The sequence below is a fragment of the Parabacteroides sp. TM07-1AC genome (assembly GCF_003480915.1).
GTDB classification, from domain to species: Bacteria; Bacteroidota; Bacteroidia; order Bacteroidales; family Tannerellaceae; genus Parabacteroides; species Parabacteroides chongii.
This window is the reverse complement of record NZ_QUKD01000002.1, coordinates 318,120-333,250: the sequence shown is the minus strand read 5'-3', so window position 1 is coordinate 333,250 and position 15,131 is coordinate 318,120. Positions and strand designations below refer to the sequence as shown.

Here is a 15,131-nt window from a genome sequence, read left to right as displayed (position 1 = left end):
CAACCTTTATAATAATAGTTTTTCAAAAATAATCCTTCATTCCTTCAGCTGTAATCTTTCTTGTTTTATTATCAGTGATTTACAGCTGAAGGAAATGAATAAACCCTTGTGCTCCTATACCCGTTTTTCTCCAATTTTCCTTCATCTATCAGCTTCTTCAGATCTTCCAGCGCACGATATTTGGAGCAGCCTGTCAGCTCCCGGTAGTCACCGCAAGTGATATAATGATGTGTGTTCAGATATTCCGTCAGTCGGCGTACCCGTTCATCGAAAGAGGGCAGAACGCCTTTTCCTTCCGGCATACGCTCCAGGGAGATCGATTTTAGTTTGCTTTTCAGGTATTTGCCACAGCGGAAATTCACATTGCGGAAATGTACTGACTCGCTGCGGATCTCCTTTCTATCCATGACCGGACGCGAAACAAGCGAGACGCTGAAAAAGCCGAGGCCGTCTAATTCTACGTTATATCCTTCATCCAGCCGGAAAGCCATCGCATCGGCAATTACCCGCAAAGCCCCCTTGATGTCGGCTCCCGAAAATCCGGATCGTCCTTCTATATCCCGCATCAATTCCTCTGTACTGATAGTTCCATAAGGTACCACCCGCGGATGCAACGCCTGTTTTTTCTTGTCTCCTGTAGGGTTCGGATTGCGAACCATTCGATATCTTGCACACATAACTACTATGATTTATGGTTTAACCTACTATCCGGTAATTCCGAAGTGCCTTACTTTTTTTTGTTTATCAATTGCCGTACGCTTGTTTGACAGCTGACAAACGCTTATTCGATAACTGTCTTACAAGCGTTTGTCAGTTGTCAAACAAGAAAGAATAACGGACTAAAGATATAAATAATAATTGATAGAAGCCTTGTTTTGTATGGCTTTTTTTCTTACTTTTAGGCAGAAAGTACACCTTAAATTACAAGCGAATGAATATCACACTGTACAAAGACGGAAATAAATCCGTTAAGACGCTTTCCTTTAATGATTTAATAGAAACGATGAAAGACCCGGTGGCCGGACGAACGGTAAAAGAATTTCGGGAAAAACTGGAGGAATATCCTCCGGGTTATCCTTGTCCGGCGTCAGCCAAGCTGCCCAAAATCGTTTTCGGTGCCGAATTGAATAAGAAAAAAGAGGTTGTGGAAATGAAGGCTTACAACGGGCTTATTCTGTTGGAGATCAATAATCTATCAGGTTATACGGAGGCGGTGGAGATACGGCGGAAGGCGGCCGGTTCACTGCAAACAATGCTTGCATTTATCGGTTCGAGCCGCAAAAGCGTGAAGATTGTTGTCCCTTTTACGCTGCCGGATGGATCTTTGCCTTCCAGCCGTGAGTTGGCGGAGTGGTTTCATGCGCATGCCTATCAGCGGGCACTGAATTATTACCGGATGCAACTGCAACGGGAAATACCCTATGGGCAACCAGCTGTGGTGCAAGCCTGTCGCATATCCTACGATCCGGATCTTTATTTTAATCCGGCGGCTGTACCGGCTACACTTGAACAGCCCTTGCAAATGCCGGGCGAACCGACTTTCCGTGAGCTGAAACAACAGGAACCGCTGCCGCTTCAACGGATGGAGGCGGGGCATGAACGCAGTTGTTCCGTTTACCTGCTTTTTCAGGTAGCCTTGAAAAAGGCGATTGAAGAGGTGGGGAAGGAATCGGACGATACAACGGCGGATGCTTTGCTGGTGCGATTGGCGGAGAATTGCCTTCGTGCAGGCATACCGGAGGAAGATGTGGTGAAATGGGCGTATGTGAACGTACATTTCCAACGGAACGAGACGGAACTGCGGGCGGCGGTACACAATACTTATCTGCTGGATAAATATTTTGGTGCCGGTCCGGTCATGCCGGCTTGCCAGAACCTCGTATTTCGGATGGAAGAGTTTATGAAACGTCGCTATGAGTTGCGGAGGAACGAGTTGAAAGGTGAAGTGGAATATCGCGAACGACGTTCCTATTATTATAGTTTCTTTCCTGTTACCGATGAGGTTCTCAATACGATCTCCCTGCATGCACAGGCGGAAGGGCTCGATTTGTGGGATCGTGATGTGAAACGTTATATCTATTCCAATAAGATTCCGCTGTTCAATCCGCTGGATGATTATCTGGATAATCTGCCGGAATGGGACAGAAAAGATCATATACGTGCCTTGGCGGATACGGTACCGACATCATCGAAGTTGTGGCGCGAGCATTTTTATATCTGGTTCCTGGGGCTTGTCGCCCAATGGAAACAGATGGGTGGGGTGCATGCTAACAGCCTGTTGCCTTTATTGGTGGGGGATCAGGGGTGTGGAAAGTCTACCTGGTGCCGTAATTTAATGCCACCGGTCTTGCGTGAGTTTTATACCGACAGTATCGATTTTGGGAATCGTCGTGATGCTGAACTGATGCTGCACCGTTTTGCCCTTATAAATATCGACGAGTTCGACTCGATAGGAAATTCCCGTCAGTCTTTTCTGAAACACCTGCTTCAAAAGCCCGAGGTGAATGCCCGTCGTGCCTACAAATCGAGTGTGCAGGCTTTGAAACGGTATGCCGGATTTGTCGGGACTTGTAACAATATGGATTTGTTATCCGATCCGACCGGCAGCCGGCGTTTCCTGTGTGTAGAAATAAATGGTGAGATAGACCGCAGGCATTTTATCGATTATGACCAGCTGTATGCTCAGGCGATCCATGCGCTCCGTGCGGGCGAACGGTATTGGCTGACGCGGGAGGAAGAAAAAACGATTACTCGCCAGAATGAAGTGTTCGAACAGGTACCGGTGGAAGAGCAGCTTTTCCTGCAATATTTCAAGCCGTTGTCTGAAGAAGATGGTGAAATCGGCGAATGGCTTCCTGCTGCCGAGATTATGCAACGTATCCGCAAGCGTAGCCACCTGACTTTTAGCAACACAACCATAAATGCTTTCGGCCGCCTATTGCGTCGTAACAATGTCCCAAACCGGCATACAGAACGAGGAAACTTGTATCACGTGAAGGAAATAAATTGATTATCCTTTATTTGGGTGTGTGTCTGTAAAAATCCTTCAGCTGTAATTGGTTTATAATTAGATAAATAAATTACGGCTGAAGGAATGAGGGAATATTTTTAGAAAACTTTTGTGCAAATCGGATTTAGGTATGCCTACAGAACAGAACCTAACGCCATAGTTTCTGCATTTTTGTAATATGTTAGGCTTAAAAATCATCTGTTCTGTTTTGCTTGCGCTCTTTCATTTCGCTTTGAAGTAGTTCCGGATTACGTCTACAATCCCAAAGCATATGAATATATAGATATTTATCGTGGACGGTATAAATTATTTTAATATGACCGGAAACTAATGAGCGATAGGTGAGTTGGTCGATTAATAAAATATAATTTGGTCAAAATCGTTTGAAGCGAATGGATGCCATATTATCTCCATCATATAATATTTTTCATGTGCTGTTCCATTTCATCTCCGCTGATTCCTATTCCGGCAATAGCATCTTTTCCTGTGACGGATAATCGTTGGCGTACCTCTTCAAGCGTATATTCACAGGGGCTTACCTTCTGTTTGTCACTTCGGATTTTACTTAGATATTTACGGAGTTTCCCGATGGTTTCGCTATTGTCGATATTTAATATTTCACGAACCAATTCTGCTTTGCTGGTTTCAAGTTCTATTGTTGTATAATGCAGGTCTTATTTTATAAATCCTATACAAAGATAAATATTATTGCTGATCTTTCTCATATTTAATTTAGGAAAGATTAATTATATCAAGCAAATTAGGACTTTTAGGATTGTTGTTGCTTGTTGCATATTTCTTTGCTATTACATGTCTGTATCACAAAGATATTAATAAAAACGGAAAAGAGAAAAAGGTTTTTTTCTAATTAGAATTAAATCACTAACTTTGCGGCATTTTTAGAAGATTGATAAAAATAACGCGATATGAGTAAGAAATTTACCGAATACTCTAAGTTCGACTTGTCGAACGTCAATAAAGAGGTGTTGAAGAAATGGCAGGATGGCGACATCTTCCATAAGAGTCTTGAAATCCGTGAAGGATACCCCTCGTTTGTATTTTATGAAGGTCCGCCTTCTGCAAACGGAATGCCGGGTATTCACCATGTTATTGCTCGTTCGATTAAAGATATTTTCTGCCGTTACAAGACCATGAAAGGATATCTGGTGAACCGTAAGGCAGGATGGGATACTCACGGCCTGCCGGTTGAGCTGGGCGTAGAGAAATCTATGGGTATAACCAAGGAAGATATCGGTAAGAAGATTTCTGTCGCTGACTATAACGCAGCTTGCCGCCGCGATGTGATGAAGTTTACCAAAGAATGGGAAGACCTCACCGACAAGATGGGCTACTGGGTGGATATGGAAAATCCGTATATCACTTACGATAACCGTTATATCGAAACATTGTGGTATCTGCTGAAAGAATTATATAAGAAAGGTTTACTGTACAAGGGATATACTATCCAGCCGTATTCACCGGCTGCCGGTACAGGTCTTAGCTCACATGAGCTGAACCAGCCGGGTTGCTACCGCGACGTGAAGGATACGACTTGTACGGCACAATTCCGTATACTCGATCCGAAGCCGGAAATGGCGCAGTTCGGCGAACCGTTTTTCCTGGCTTGGACGACGACTCCGTGGACATTACCTTCCAATACGGCACTTTGCGTAGGCCCGAATATCACCTATGTGGCTGTTCAGACTTACAATCCGTACACAGGCATGCCGATGACAGTTGTATTGGCTAAGGATCTGATGGATGCACATTTTAATCCGAAGGCTGCCGAGTTGGAACTGTCTGACTATAAGATCGGCGATAAATTGATCCCGTTCAAGGTGGTAGGTGAATGGAAAGGCCCGGAACTGGCGGGCATGCATTATGAACAACTGATCCCTTGGGTAAATCCGGGTGAAGGTGCTTTCCGTGTGATCACCGGTGATTATGTAACAACGGAAGACGGTACGGGTATCGTTCATATCGCTCCGACATTCGGTGCGGACGACGACCGTGTGGCGAAAGCTAGCGGTGTGCCTCCGTTGATGATGATCGATAAGGACGGTAATAATCGTCCGATGGTGGATATGACCGGTAAGTTCTATCTAATGGAAGATCTTGATCCTGAGTTCGTACAGACTCGTATGAATGCAGCCGATTACGATCCGTTCCAGGGTAAGTTCGTAAAGAATGCCTACGATCCGGAAAAAACGGATAAAGACGAAACATTGGATATCGAGATATGTATGATGCTGAAGGTGCAGAACCGTGCGTTCCGTATCGAAAAGCATGTACACAATTACCCGCACTGCTGGCGTACCGACAAACCGGTATTATACTATCCGTTGGATAGCTGGTTTATCCGTACCACTGCTTGCCGCGACCGCATGATCGAACTGAACAATACGATCAACTGGAAGCCGCAGAGTACAGGTACAGGCCGTTTCGGTAAATGGTTGGAAAACCTGCAGGACTGGAACCTGAGCCGTAGCCGTTACTGGGGTACTCCGCTGCCTATTTGGCGTACGGAAGACGGTACGGAAGAAAAATGTATCGGTTCGGTAGAAGAGCTGTACAACGAAATAGACAAAGCTGTTAAAGCCGGATTTATGGAGTCTAATCCATATAAGGACAGAGGTTTCAATCCGGGCGAATACAATAAGGACAATTACGAAAAGATCGACCTGCACCGTCCGTATGTGGATGAGGTGATCCTTGTTTCTGACAGCGGCAAGCCGATGAAGCGTGAGACTGACCTGATCGACGTTTGGTTCGACTCGGGTGCGATGCCTTATGCCCAGATCCATTATCCGTTCGAGAATAAGGAGTTACTGGATAGTCGCGAGGTATATCCGGCTGACTTTATCGCCGAAGGTGTAGACCAGACGCGTGGCTGGTTCTTTACCCTGCATGCACTGGCAACGATGGTGTTCGACAGTGTGGCTTATAAAGCGGTTGTGTCTAATGGTCTTGTATTGGATAAGAACGGTAACAAGATGTCCAAACGTCTGGGCAATGCCGTCGATCCGTTCTCTACGATCGAACAGTATGGTTCCGACCCGTTGCGCTGGTATATGATCACCAATGCGTCTCCGTGGGATAATATCAAGTTCGATATCGACGGAATGGATGAAGTGCGCCGTAAATTCTTCGGTACATTATATAATACATATTCATTCTTTGCCCTGTATGCAAATGTGGACGGCTTCGATTACTCACAGCCGGATGTTCCTCTGAACGAACGCCCGGAAATCGACCGCTGGATCCTTTCTTTGTTGAATACACTGGTGAAAGATGTAGACGGATACTATGATACCTACGAACCGACCCGTGCGGGACGTGCTATCTCTGAATTTGTAAACGACAACCTGAGTAACTGGTACGTACGCCTGAACCGCCGCCGTTTCTGGGGTGGAGGCATGACAACGGATAAATTGTCTGCTTACCAGACTTTATATACTTGCCTGGAAACAGTAGCCAAGCTGATGTCTCCGATCGCTCCGTTCTATGGTGACCAGCTGTTCTGCGACCTGATTGCCGTTACCGGACGTGAGACAGTAGAATCTGTTCACTTGTCGGATTTCCCGAAATATGATGAAGCATTGATCGACAAAGATCTGGAAGAACGTATGAAGATGGCACAGGATGTGTCTTCTATGGTATTGGCTTTGCGTCGTAAAGTAAATATCAAAGTTCGTCAGCCGCTGCAGACCATCATGGTGCCTGTTGCCGATGCTCACCAGCAGGAAAGCATCGAGGCGGTAAAGAACCTGATCCTGAACGAAGTGAATGTGAAGGAACTGAAGTTTGTCGATAACGCTGCCGGTATCCTGGTGAAACGTATCAAGCCGGACTTTAAGAAGTTAGGCCCGCGTTACGGTAAGATCATGAAGAGCCTGGCTGCCGCTATCCAAAGCATGAGCCAGGAAAATATCCTTGCTTTCGAAGCTGCCGGTACATTCACGCTGAATGTGGAAGGACAGGATGCAACGGTCGAACTGGCTGATGTGGAAATCATCTCTGAAGATATACCGGGATGGCTGGTTGCCAACGAAGGCCGCCTGACGGTTGCCCTCGACATCACCGTGACGGAAAGCCTGCGCAAAGAAGGGCTGGCCCGCGAACTGGTGAACCGTATCCAGAACCTGCGTAAGAGCAACGGATACGATATAACCGATAAGATCAACGTGACCGTTCTTTCTTCCGACGAAATGGACGACGCAATTAAGGAATTTAACGAATACATTGCGAACCAAGTGCTGGCTGTATCTGTTGAGATTACAGAGCATGCGATAAGCGATGCGACCGTCCTTGATTTCGAAGATTTCAACCTGTCGGTGCGTATCGAGAAAGAGTGATTTTTTTCTTAAAAAAGAAAGGCGTCCCTTGCCGCATATAAATATTGTCGTATATTTGGACTGCGACTTTGGATCGCCTGATATATATTATGAATTGTGGAACCTAAAATTAAATGAACCATGGCAGAAAAGACAAGATATTCGGATGCTGAACTCGAGGAGTTCCGCGCCATTATTTTAGAGAAGTTGGAGGTAGCCAGAAAGGATTACGAGTTGTTGAGATCGGGTGTAACCAATTCTGATGGGAACGATGTGGCTGATACGTCACCAACATTCAAGGTGTTGGAAGAAGGTGCCGCAACTTTGTCGAAGGAAGAGGCCGGACGTCTGGCACAGCGCCAGATGAAGTTCATACAGAACTTGCAGGCCGCTTTGATCCGTATTGAAAATAAGACTTATGGCATTTGTCGCGAAACGGGTAAGCTGATCCCGAAGGAGAGACTACGTGCCGTACCTCATGCTACTTTGAGTATCGAAGCAAAACAAGGAGGTAAAAGATAAATGAAATTTTCCAAAGGTTGGGGAGCAGTGTTAATTGTAATGCTGCTCCTTATTCTTGACCAGGCTCTTAAAATCTGGATCAAGACACATATGCAGTTGCACGAAAGTATAGAGATCACTCCGTGGTTTTATCTATACTTTACCGAAAATCCCGGAATGGCTTTCGGTATCGAAGTGATAGGCAAATTGTTCTTATCCGTATTCCGCATCGTGGCGGTCGGCTTTATCGGTTATTACCTGTATAAGCTGGTGAAGGAGAAGTACAACTTCGGCTTTATTGCGTGTGTCTCGCTGATCTTTGCGGGAGCCATCGGTAATATAATCGATTCTATATTTTATGGGGTCATATTTGACCATAGCTTTGGCCAGATCGCCTCTTTCATGCCTGCCGACGGTGGTTATGCTACCTGGCTGCACGGAAAAGTGGTGGATATGTTTTATTTCCCGTTGATCCAGACGGTGTTGCCGGACTGGGTTCCAATCTGGGGGGGAGAGGAGTTCGTCTTCTTCCGTCCGATCTTCAACCTGGCAGATTCGGCTATCTGTGTGGGTGTGTTCCTGTTATTGATATTTTACCGGCATACTTTGTCGGCGAGTCTCTCAAAAGAAAAAGAAAGTAGTAAATAAATGCGGAATAAATTGCGCAGATACGGTGTCGTATTGTTGACGGCGGCTTTGGTGGTTTCCTGTAGTAAGGTGCCTGATGGTATTTTGTCGGAGAAGGAGATGAAGGCTGTCCTGATCGATATGCAGCTGGCGGAAGCCATGATCAGTACCGACTATAAGAAGTATAGCGACGATGCTGAGAAGGAAGTGCTTTATCAGTCCGTATTTCGCAAGCATAATATCGAACAGGCTGTTTACGACAGTTCGCTGGTTTGGTACGGGCGTAACCTGGATGTGTATATGCAGGTATACGACCTGGTGCTGGCAGAACTGAACGAACGACAGAAGGCATTGGGGGATGTGCAGGCTAGTGCCGCTCCCGTATCCAAGCAGGATTCGGTGGATATCTGGCCGCGCCTTACGTATCTTACCTTCGAGCCGAGGGCTGTATTCAACGGGATAACGGTCGATATCAAGCCGGAGACGAATTATCCGTCCGGCAGTATGTTTGTCCTGGGTATGCGTGTCTGGGGATTGAACGACGCGATGAAGGGTCGTCCGGTAATCAGGCTGAGTGCCAACCAGGGAGATACGACCATCGTTGTAAACGAAAAGATTCTGCATGACGGTTATCATGAGACGGTTCTCCGTACGATACCGACCAAGCAGGTCAGAAGCGTATTCGGTTCTATCCGCCTGGAAGGAAAAGGTGATTCCGCCTCTTATTTCAAGATATATGTGGATAGCCTGAACCTGATGCGGTATAACTACGGACGCTATACCGTCGGGACGGACTCTCTAAAAAACGCCAAACAATAATTTGACTGCACCGATGCGCAGGATCGCTTCCCATTATATATACTGGCAGAAATGGTATCGCATGCATTATCTGGAACTGGATGCGGAAGGCTGTCTGGTCGGTGTTTTTCCCCTGGAACAGGAGATAGCGAATACGGAATTTTATGACGGTACATTGATCCTTGTACCTTTGGAGACGGATTATCCGCCTTCCGGAGCTTTCTCTACGGAGTGGCTGACTGTCTCAGGCTCCGTGGTTGTTTCCTCTCCGGTGAATGTCTACCGGTTAGCCGGTGTTTCCCCCGCGACGTCTGAACTCGGCGCAGACCACGGCTGTGGCGATTGCCACGTTCAGAGACTCTGACGTTTCTCTTTCTTGGGGATAATTGGGTATATAGAGTTTTTCATTCACGAGCGTTTCCGTTTCGGGGCGGATGCCGTTCCCTTCATTTCCCATAATGATAATGCCTGTTTCCGACAGTTCTTTGGCGTATATGTTCTCTCCGTCGAGGAATGTTCCGTATAGCGGTACCTGCTGTTCCGCTTGTTTTTGCAGATAAGCGTGCAGGTCTGTGTAATGGACCTTTACGTGGACGAGTGCTCCCATGGTCGCCTGTACTGTCTTGGGACTGAATGCATCGGCTGTATCCTGGCTGCAGACGATATGTTCGATGCCGAACCAGTCGGCAAGCCGTATGATCGTTCCCAGGTTGCCGGGATCCTGTATGCCGTCGAGAGCCAGGATGAGCTGATTTTGGGGATCGGCGTCTTCCAATGACCAGGCGGGACGTTGGAAAACGGCCAGTACGTCTTGCGGGTTCTTCAGGAAGCTGGCTTTGCGTATATCGTCGTCATCGGCTTCCAGCAGTTCTTTGGCGGGAATATCGCCTTGCGTTGCCATCCATGACGGTTTGGCGATCAGCAGGTCGCATTCGAATGCATGCAGCATATCTGCCACCAGTTTATTCCCTTCGGCTACAAACGTGTTTGTCTCGTTGCGAAACTTCTTTAATTCTAATGAACGTATCTGTTTTACTTTCGACTTACTCAGCATCTTTACTCTTTTTACAAAGCAAAAGTAAGGGATTTTATTTAATTTCAGTTACATTTGCGTGCGTAAAAGGTCGAATGATGAAGGGAACCCTCCATATATTATATTTCATATGCCTTGTTTGGATACTGGCCGCCTGCAGTACGACAAAATATGTCGGTGACGGTGAATATCTGCTTGATAAAGTGGAGATCGTCTCTGATAATAAAGCCTATAAAACGAATGATCTGAAGCCTTATCTCCGGCAGCAGCCTAACTTTAAGGTGTTCGGGCTGATGAAGTGGCAGCTTTTTGTCTATGACTGGTCGGGACGGAATGAAAAACGCTGGCTCAGTAAGCAGCTCCGCCGTATCGGTGAGCCGCCTGTTATTTTGGATACCACGCTGGTCGCGCAGTCGACGGATGAGCTGAGGCGCTTTTTCATCAATAAAGGGTATGTCAATGCGGAGGTGGAGGCGGAGGTGGATACTTCGCGGCAGAAGAAAGCGGTCGTTACTTACAAGATCAATTCGAATACGCCTTACCGCATACATAACTATACGATGGAGCTGAACGATCCGAAGATCGACAGCATAGCGCATTTGGATGCACCTAAACGTTCGGCTGTTTCGTCGGCTTTCCGTATTTATCCGGAGGATTATACCTCTTTGGTGAAAGACAGTGCTTTGTTTGACAGGGATGTTTTGGATAAGGAACGGCAGCGGATTACCTCTTTGCTCCGCCGCCGGGGATATTATGCGTTCAACCGTGATTACCTGGCATATCTGGCAGACAGTTCCTATAACAGGAATATTGTCGATTTGGATATGATCCTGAAGCCTTACCGCAAACTGAAACCGGATGGTTCGGTGGTCGATACCCTCCATCGTCCCTATTATATAAAGGATGTGACAATCGTAACGGATTATGATCCGCTGAACCAGGGGGATTTGTCGAATATTGCAGCCGATACGGTGAATGTAGGCAACCTGCAGATCCTGTACGGGAATAACGGCAGGAGTATCCGTCCGAATGTGTTGCGCAGAAGTACTTATATTACACCCGGCAGGTTGTTTAATGAACGGGCGGTCGAGCAGACGTATTCTTCTTTTGCAGCTCTCCGTGCCTTGAGGAATGTGAATATCCGTTTTACGGAGGTGGAGGAACAGGATACGATGAAGCTTAATTGTACGATCCTGACTTCTCCGGCCAAGTTGCAGGGTTTTGGTGTTGACCTGGAAGGGACAAATTCGGCCGGCGATTTCGGGTTTGCTTCCAGTTTGAATTATCAGCACCGGAATCTGTTCAAGGGCTCGGAGGTTTTCTCAGCAAAGGTGCGCGGTGCTTACGAAGCGCTGACTAAAAGTTCGACAGGCGGTAATTACTGGGAGTTGGGAGCGGAGACTTCTGTGTTGTTTCCCCGTTTCCTGTTTCCTTTTGTCAATGAGAATTTCAAACGCAGGGTACGTGCCTCTACGGAACTGAGGGTCAGTTACAGTATTCAGACACGTCCGGAATACAGGCGGGCGATCCTTTCCGGAGGATGGAGTTATATCTGGCAGGAGCGGTCGAACACACAGGCCCGGCATGTGTTTAAATTACTGGATATCGATTATGTGCATTTGCCGAAGATCGATTCGACTTTCGATGCCAATCTACCCAATTCTACACGGATTTATAATTTTACGGACCAGTTTGTTGTAGGGTCCGGTTATACGTATTCATTTACGAACTATAATCCCCAAAATCGTCTCCGGAATACACATTCTCTGCGTGTCTCGTTCGAGATGGCGGGTAACCTGTTGTATGCGTTTTCTAAAATGACGCAGGCTAAAAAGGACAAGGACGGTTTATACAATCTGTTCGGGATCAATTATTCGCAGTTTATAAAAGGGGATGTCGATTTTAGTAAGAGTATCGTTCTGGACGATCGTAATAAAATAGCCTTTCATGTGGGAGTCGGTATCGGTTATCCTTACGGGAACTCGAAGATATTGCCTTTTGAACGGACTTATTTCTCCGGCGGTGCCAATAGCGTCCGTGGATGGTCGGTGCGGACATTGGGACCGGGAGGAATGTTGGCTGATTCCGTGAAGTCGTTTGCTGATCAGGTCGGGGACATCCGTCTGGATTTGAATTTGGAATACCGGACCAAGATGTTTTGGAAATTTGAACTGGCTGCTTATGTCGATGCCGGAAATATATGGACCATGCGGGCGGATAAGGAACGTGAAGACGGGAACTTCGATTTCTCACGTTTCTATAAAGAGATTGCCGTTTCCTATGGTTTGGGATTACGTCTTGATTTCGATTTCTTCCTGATCCGTTTCGATACAGGTATGAAAGCATATAATCCGATGGAGCGCGGAAAGGACCGGTGGGCTATTCTGAAACCGAATCTACGTAATAATTTTGCCTGGCATTTTGCCGTGGGCTATCCCTTCTAATGAAAAAAAAGGCTTTCCTGTTTGCAGATATAAATAATAATATTACCTTTGCACCGCAAATAAGGACGGTCGGGTAGCTCAGCTGGATAGAGCAACAGCCTTCTAAGCTGTGGGTCCTGGGTTCGAATCCCAGCTCGATCACTAAATAAAAAGGAGTTGTCTGTTAAAGGCAACTCCTTTTTATTTTAGTACTATGCCAATCTTTTCAATATGTATTTAAGCATTGTTGAAAAGACGGTAAATGATGTGACAAGATTCTATTATCTGGATTTAGGAAACTCTTATTTTCGAGGCATCATCTCATCCCGCATGGCTGCATTATAGGCAAACCAAGCTACGATAACAGCATTATGGCGTATATCGTCCAGCACCAGGCGATCGGAGAAATCCTGTGTACGATGTGAATGTCGCCCCCATTCCATCGGGTCCTGGATGAACTGGAAAGCGGGGATTCCCGCATTGTCGAACGGTATGTGATCCGTACTTCCTACACTCCGGTTGGAGACGGTGGTAAAACCGGTATCGAGGAAAGGTTGCATCCAGTCGGTGAAGATCGGGTGAGCCATCAGGTTATCCTGTGTAAAGATACCACGGAACTTCCCGGGACCGTAATCCGAATTAAAATAGACGGATATCTTATCATATTCTTTCTTTTTCTCCAGTGTCTTCGGATCTTGTACGAATTGTTCCACATATCCGCTGGAGCCGTGCAATCCTACTTCTTCGCCACCCCAGAAAGCAACGCGAATGGTTCGGCGCGGTTGTACGCCAATCGCTTTGAGGATACGCATAGCTTCAAGCATGGCAATAAAACCGGCACCATCATCGCCGGCTCCCGGACTCATGTGATAGCAGTCAAGATGTCCTCCGATAATGACCAGCTGATCTTTCAGCTTCGGGTCGGTACCGGGTATTTCGGCAATAACATTATATATCTTACGATCGGATTCAAACTTCACTGCAATATCGACTTCCATCTCTACCTTTTCGCCATTCCGGATCAAACGTTCCATCAGACCGTGATTTTCGCAGGAGATATTCAGCTCGCAGGGGACAGGACCGACCTCTTCCAGTTTGTGGAAATTCAATCCCGGCACACTGTAGCTTCCCGATTCGTGGATGATAACAGCCGGTTCTTCTTTATAAACAAAGTGGAGTATTTCTGCATATGTTAGTTCACTTCCTTCCACCGGAGGGGCAGCACGTCGCTGTCGGGGACGCACTTTGGTGATCGGGTATTCCACCGTTTGTTTCAGGGATTCTTCGGTATGGCGGCGTGCCATCGGTTCGAAACTGATCTGGTATTCCATGACGGAAGGCATCAGAACGATTTTGTCTTTTAGAGTTCCTTTTAACGCCTGTAATTCTTGTTGATCTTTGGCTGTGATCAGAACCACTTCGCTTTTGGCTGGTCCGTTGGTTCCGTTGGTCCAGGCTACGGGAGCCGGAAAGATCGGAATATAGTAAGGTACAGTCATGGCTGCGTACGCCTTTTGGATATCCCATCCGCCCCGGGGCCAGTCACGGGCAAACTCGATACGGGGATTGGATAATTTGTATTCTTCCATCATTTCTTTCGCGACCCGGTAGCCTCTTTCCATGCCGTCGGAACCGGTTAGACGGGGACCTGCATAATCAAGTAAACGATAGGACAATCGCTCTATATCCGAGTTCTGTTGTTCTTCCTGCTTGATCTTTTGGGCAACGGACAGGTCGATCTTTTCATTCTGAGCCATAACGGATGATGCTCCGATCATCAGTACAATCAATAAGCTTCTCATTTCTATCTCTTTAAAGTTTCACATAAGTATTATCTGCCGATAAGTCCTTCAAAGGTAGTAAATCTGTATTTTTGAGAAGCTTATTGCCCGAGAATATTGAAATTATTTGTTCAGGGCCTTTAATAGGTCTGATCCGGCACGGAACTTGACAGACATGCGCGGCTTGATCATAACCGGCTCTCCTGTCTGAGGATTCCGGGCAGGACGTTCGGTTTGTTGCCAGGGGAGAAGTGTTCCGAATCCCTGAAATACAACCTGATCGCCTTCCAGGAAAGCTTCGGTCGCGTTTTCTATAAAGGAGTTGATCACCGCTTTTACCACTGTTTTCTTCATGCCGGTATCTGCTGCTATTTGTTCGATCAATTTACTTTTATTCATATATTACTGGTTTAAATCGTTTTTGATCCAAATCTATCGGATACTTGATCGGAAATGATAATCTACGGTAGAAGCAGAGTATCATTATTTCCGAATAATATCCCTCAAATCAATGCAAGCATCTTTAATCAGGACATAATAAACTTGTTCTTGTTGCCTGAAACGAGTTTATTGAATTTAATGGAGTTCGTTAAGAACTTCGTCTTCAATGGTGCAAAGATAACA

Annotated in this window: 11 protein-coding genes and 1 tRNA gene; 8 read left to right on the top strand and 4 right to left on the bottom strand. The window is 46.3% G+C overall.

Features of this window, described 5'->3' with window-relative positions; genetic code table 11:
• Positions 1 to 71: 71 nt before the first annotated feature.
• A complete protein-coding gene (locus tag DXD68_RS06120; RefSeq protein ID WP_122360769.1) occupies positions 72 to 677 on the bottom strand; it encodes an HU family DNA-binding protein in 606 nt (201 codons plus the stop codon).
• 254 nt (positions 678 to 931) lie between these two features.
• Between DXD68_RS06120 and DXD68_RS06115 the strand changes: the two genes are divergently transcribed.
• The 6 genes from DXD68_RS06115 to DXD68_RS06085 all read left to right on the top strand — a co-directional run bounded on the left by DXD68_RS06115 (position 932) and on the right by DXD68_RS06085 (position 9,634).
• Positions 932 to 3,010 (top strand): BT4734/BF3469 family protein, encoded by a 2,079-nt coding sequence (locus DXD68_RS06115; protein WP_122360768.1) that lies wholly within the window; start codon positions 932 to 934, stop codon positions 3,008 to 3,010.
• 926 nt (positions 3,011 to 3,936) lie between these two features.
• Positions 3,937 to 7,365 (top strand): isoleucine--tRNA ligase, encoded by a 3,429-nt coding sequence (ileS, locus tag DXD68_RS06105; RefSeq protein WP_122360766.1) that lies wholly within the window; start codon positions 3,937 to 3,939, stop codon positions 7,363 to 7,365.
• Positions 7,366 to 7,485: 120 nt separating this feature from the next.
• A complete protein-coding gene (locus DXD68_RS06100; RefSeq protein ID WP_122360765.1) occupies positions 7,486 to 7,866 on the top strand; it encodes a TraR/DksA family transcriptional regulator in 381 nt (126 codons plus the stop codon).
• Positions 7,867 to 8,493, top strand: coding sequence for a lipoprotein signal peptidase (locus tag DXD68_RS06095; protein WP_122360764.1), 627 nt, complete (start codon positions 7,867 to 7,869; stop codon positions 8,491 to 8,493).
• Positions 8,494 to 9,291, top strand: a complete 798-nt coding sequence (locus DXD68_RS06090; protein WP_122360763.1) for a DUF4296 domain-containing protein — start codon at positions 8,494 to 8,496, stop codon at positions 9,289 to 9,291.
• 1 nt (position 9,292) lies between these two features.
• Entirely contained in the window at positions 9,293 to 9,634 is a 342-nt protein-coding gene (locus tag DXD68_RS06085) for a hypothetical protein (RefSeq protein WP_233577007.1), read from the top strand.
• On the opposite strand, the gene DXD68_RS06080 is transcribed toward DXD68_RS06085, so the two are convergent.
• A complete protein-coding gene (locus DXD68_RS06080) occupies positions 9,557 to 10,324 on the bottom strand; it encodes a TrmH family RNA methyltransferase (protein WP_122360761.1) in 768 nt (255 codons plus the stop codon). The genes DXD68_RS06085 and DXD68_RS06080 overlap by 78 nt on opposite strands.
• 74 nt (positions 10,325 to 10,398) lie before the next feature.
• Between DXD68_RS06080 and DXD68_RS06075 the strand changes: the two genes are divergently transcribed.
• Positions 10,399 to 12,747 carry a BamA/TamA family outer membrane protein gene (locus tag DXD68_RS06075; RefSeq protein ID WP_122360760.1) on the top strand — a complete coding sequence of 783 codons (2,349 nt, stop codon included), beginning with the start codon at positions 10,399 to 10,401 and terminating at the stop codon, positions 12,745 to 12,747.
• 67 nt (positions 12,748 to 12,814) lie between these two features.
• A tRNA-Arg gene (locus DXD68_RS06070) sits at positions 12,815 to 12,888 on the top strand.
• 140 nt (positions 12,889 to 13,028) lie between these two features.
• Here the strand turns inward: DXD68_RS06070 and DXD68_RS06065 are convergent.
• Both DXD68_RS06065 and DXD68_RS06060 read right to left on the bottom strand, forming a co-directional pair.
• Positions 13,029 to 14,528, bottom strand: a complete 1,500-nt coding sequence (locus DXD68_RS06065; protein WP_122360759.1) for a M20/M25/M40 family metallo-hydrolase — start codon at positions 14,526 to 14,528, stop codon at positions 13,029 to 13,031.
• Positions 14,529 to 14,630: 102 nt separating this feature from the next.
• A complete protein-coding gene (locus DXD68_RS06060; RefSeq protein WP_122360758.1) occupies positions 14,631 to 14,906 on the bottom strand; it encodes an HU family DNA-binding protein in 276 nt (91 codons plus the stop codon).
• Positions 14,907 to 15,131 lie beyond the last annotated feature (225 nt).

Excerpts from the sequence above, each read along its gene's own strand:
- DXD68_RS06120 (WP_122360769.1), bottom strand. The coding sequence starts at position 677 with ATGTGTGCAAGATATCGAATGGTTCGCAATCCGAACCCTACAGGAGAC.
- DXD68_RS06115 (WP_122360768.1), top strand. The coding sequence starts at position 932 with ATGAATATCACACTGTACAAAGACGGAAATAAATCCGTTAAGACGCTT.
- ileS (WP_122360766.1), top strand. The coding sequence starts at position 3,937 with ATGAGTAAGAAATTTACCGAATACTCTAAGTTCGACTTGTCGAACGTC.
- DXD68_RS06100 (WP_122360765.1), top strand. The coding sequence starts at position 7,486 with ATGGCAGAAAAGACAAGATATTCGGATGCTGAACTCGAGGAGTTCCGC.
- DXD68_RS06095 (WP_122360764.1), top strand. The coding sequence starts at position 7,867 with ATGAAATTTTCCAAAGGTTGGGGAGCAGTGTTAATTGTAATGCTGCTC.
- DXD68_RS06090 (WP_122360763.1), top strand. The coding sequence starts at position 8,494 with ATGCGGAATAAATTGCGCAGATACGGTGTCGTATTGTTGACGGCGGCT.
- DXD68_RS06080 (WP_122360761.1), bottom strand. The coding sequence starts at position 10,324 with ATGCTGAGTAAGTCGAAAGTAAAACAGATACGTTCATTAGAATTAAAG.
- DXD68_RS06075 (WP_122360760.1), top strand. The coding sequence starts at position 10,399 with ATGATGAAGGGAACCCTCCATATATTATATTTCATATGCCTTGTTTGG.
- DXD68_RS06065 (WP_122360759.1), bottom strand. The coding sequence starts at position 14,528 with ATGAGAAGCTTATTGATTGTACTGATGATCGGAGCATCATCCGTTATG.
- DXD68_RS06060 (WP_122360758.1), bottom strand. The coding sequence starts at position 14,906 with ATGAATAAAAGTAAATTGATCGAACAAATAGCAGCAGATACCGGCATG.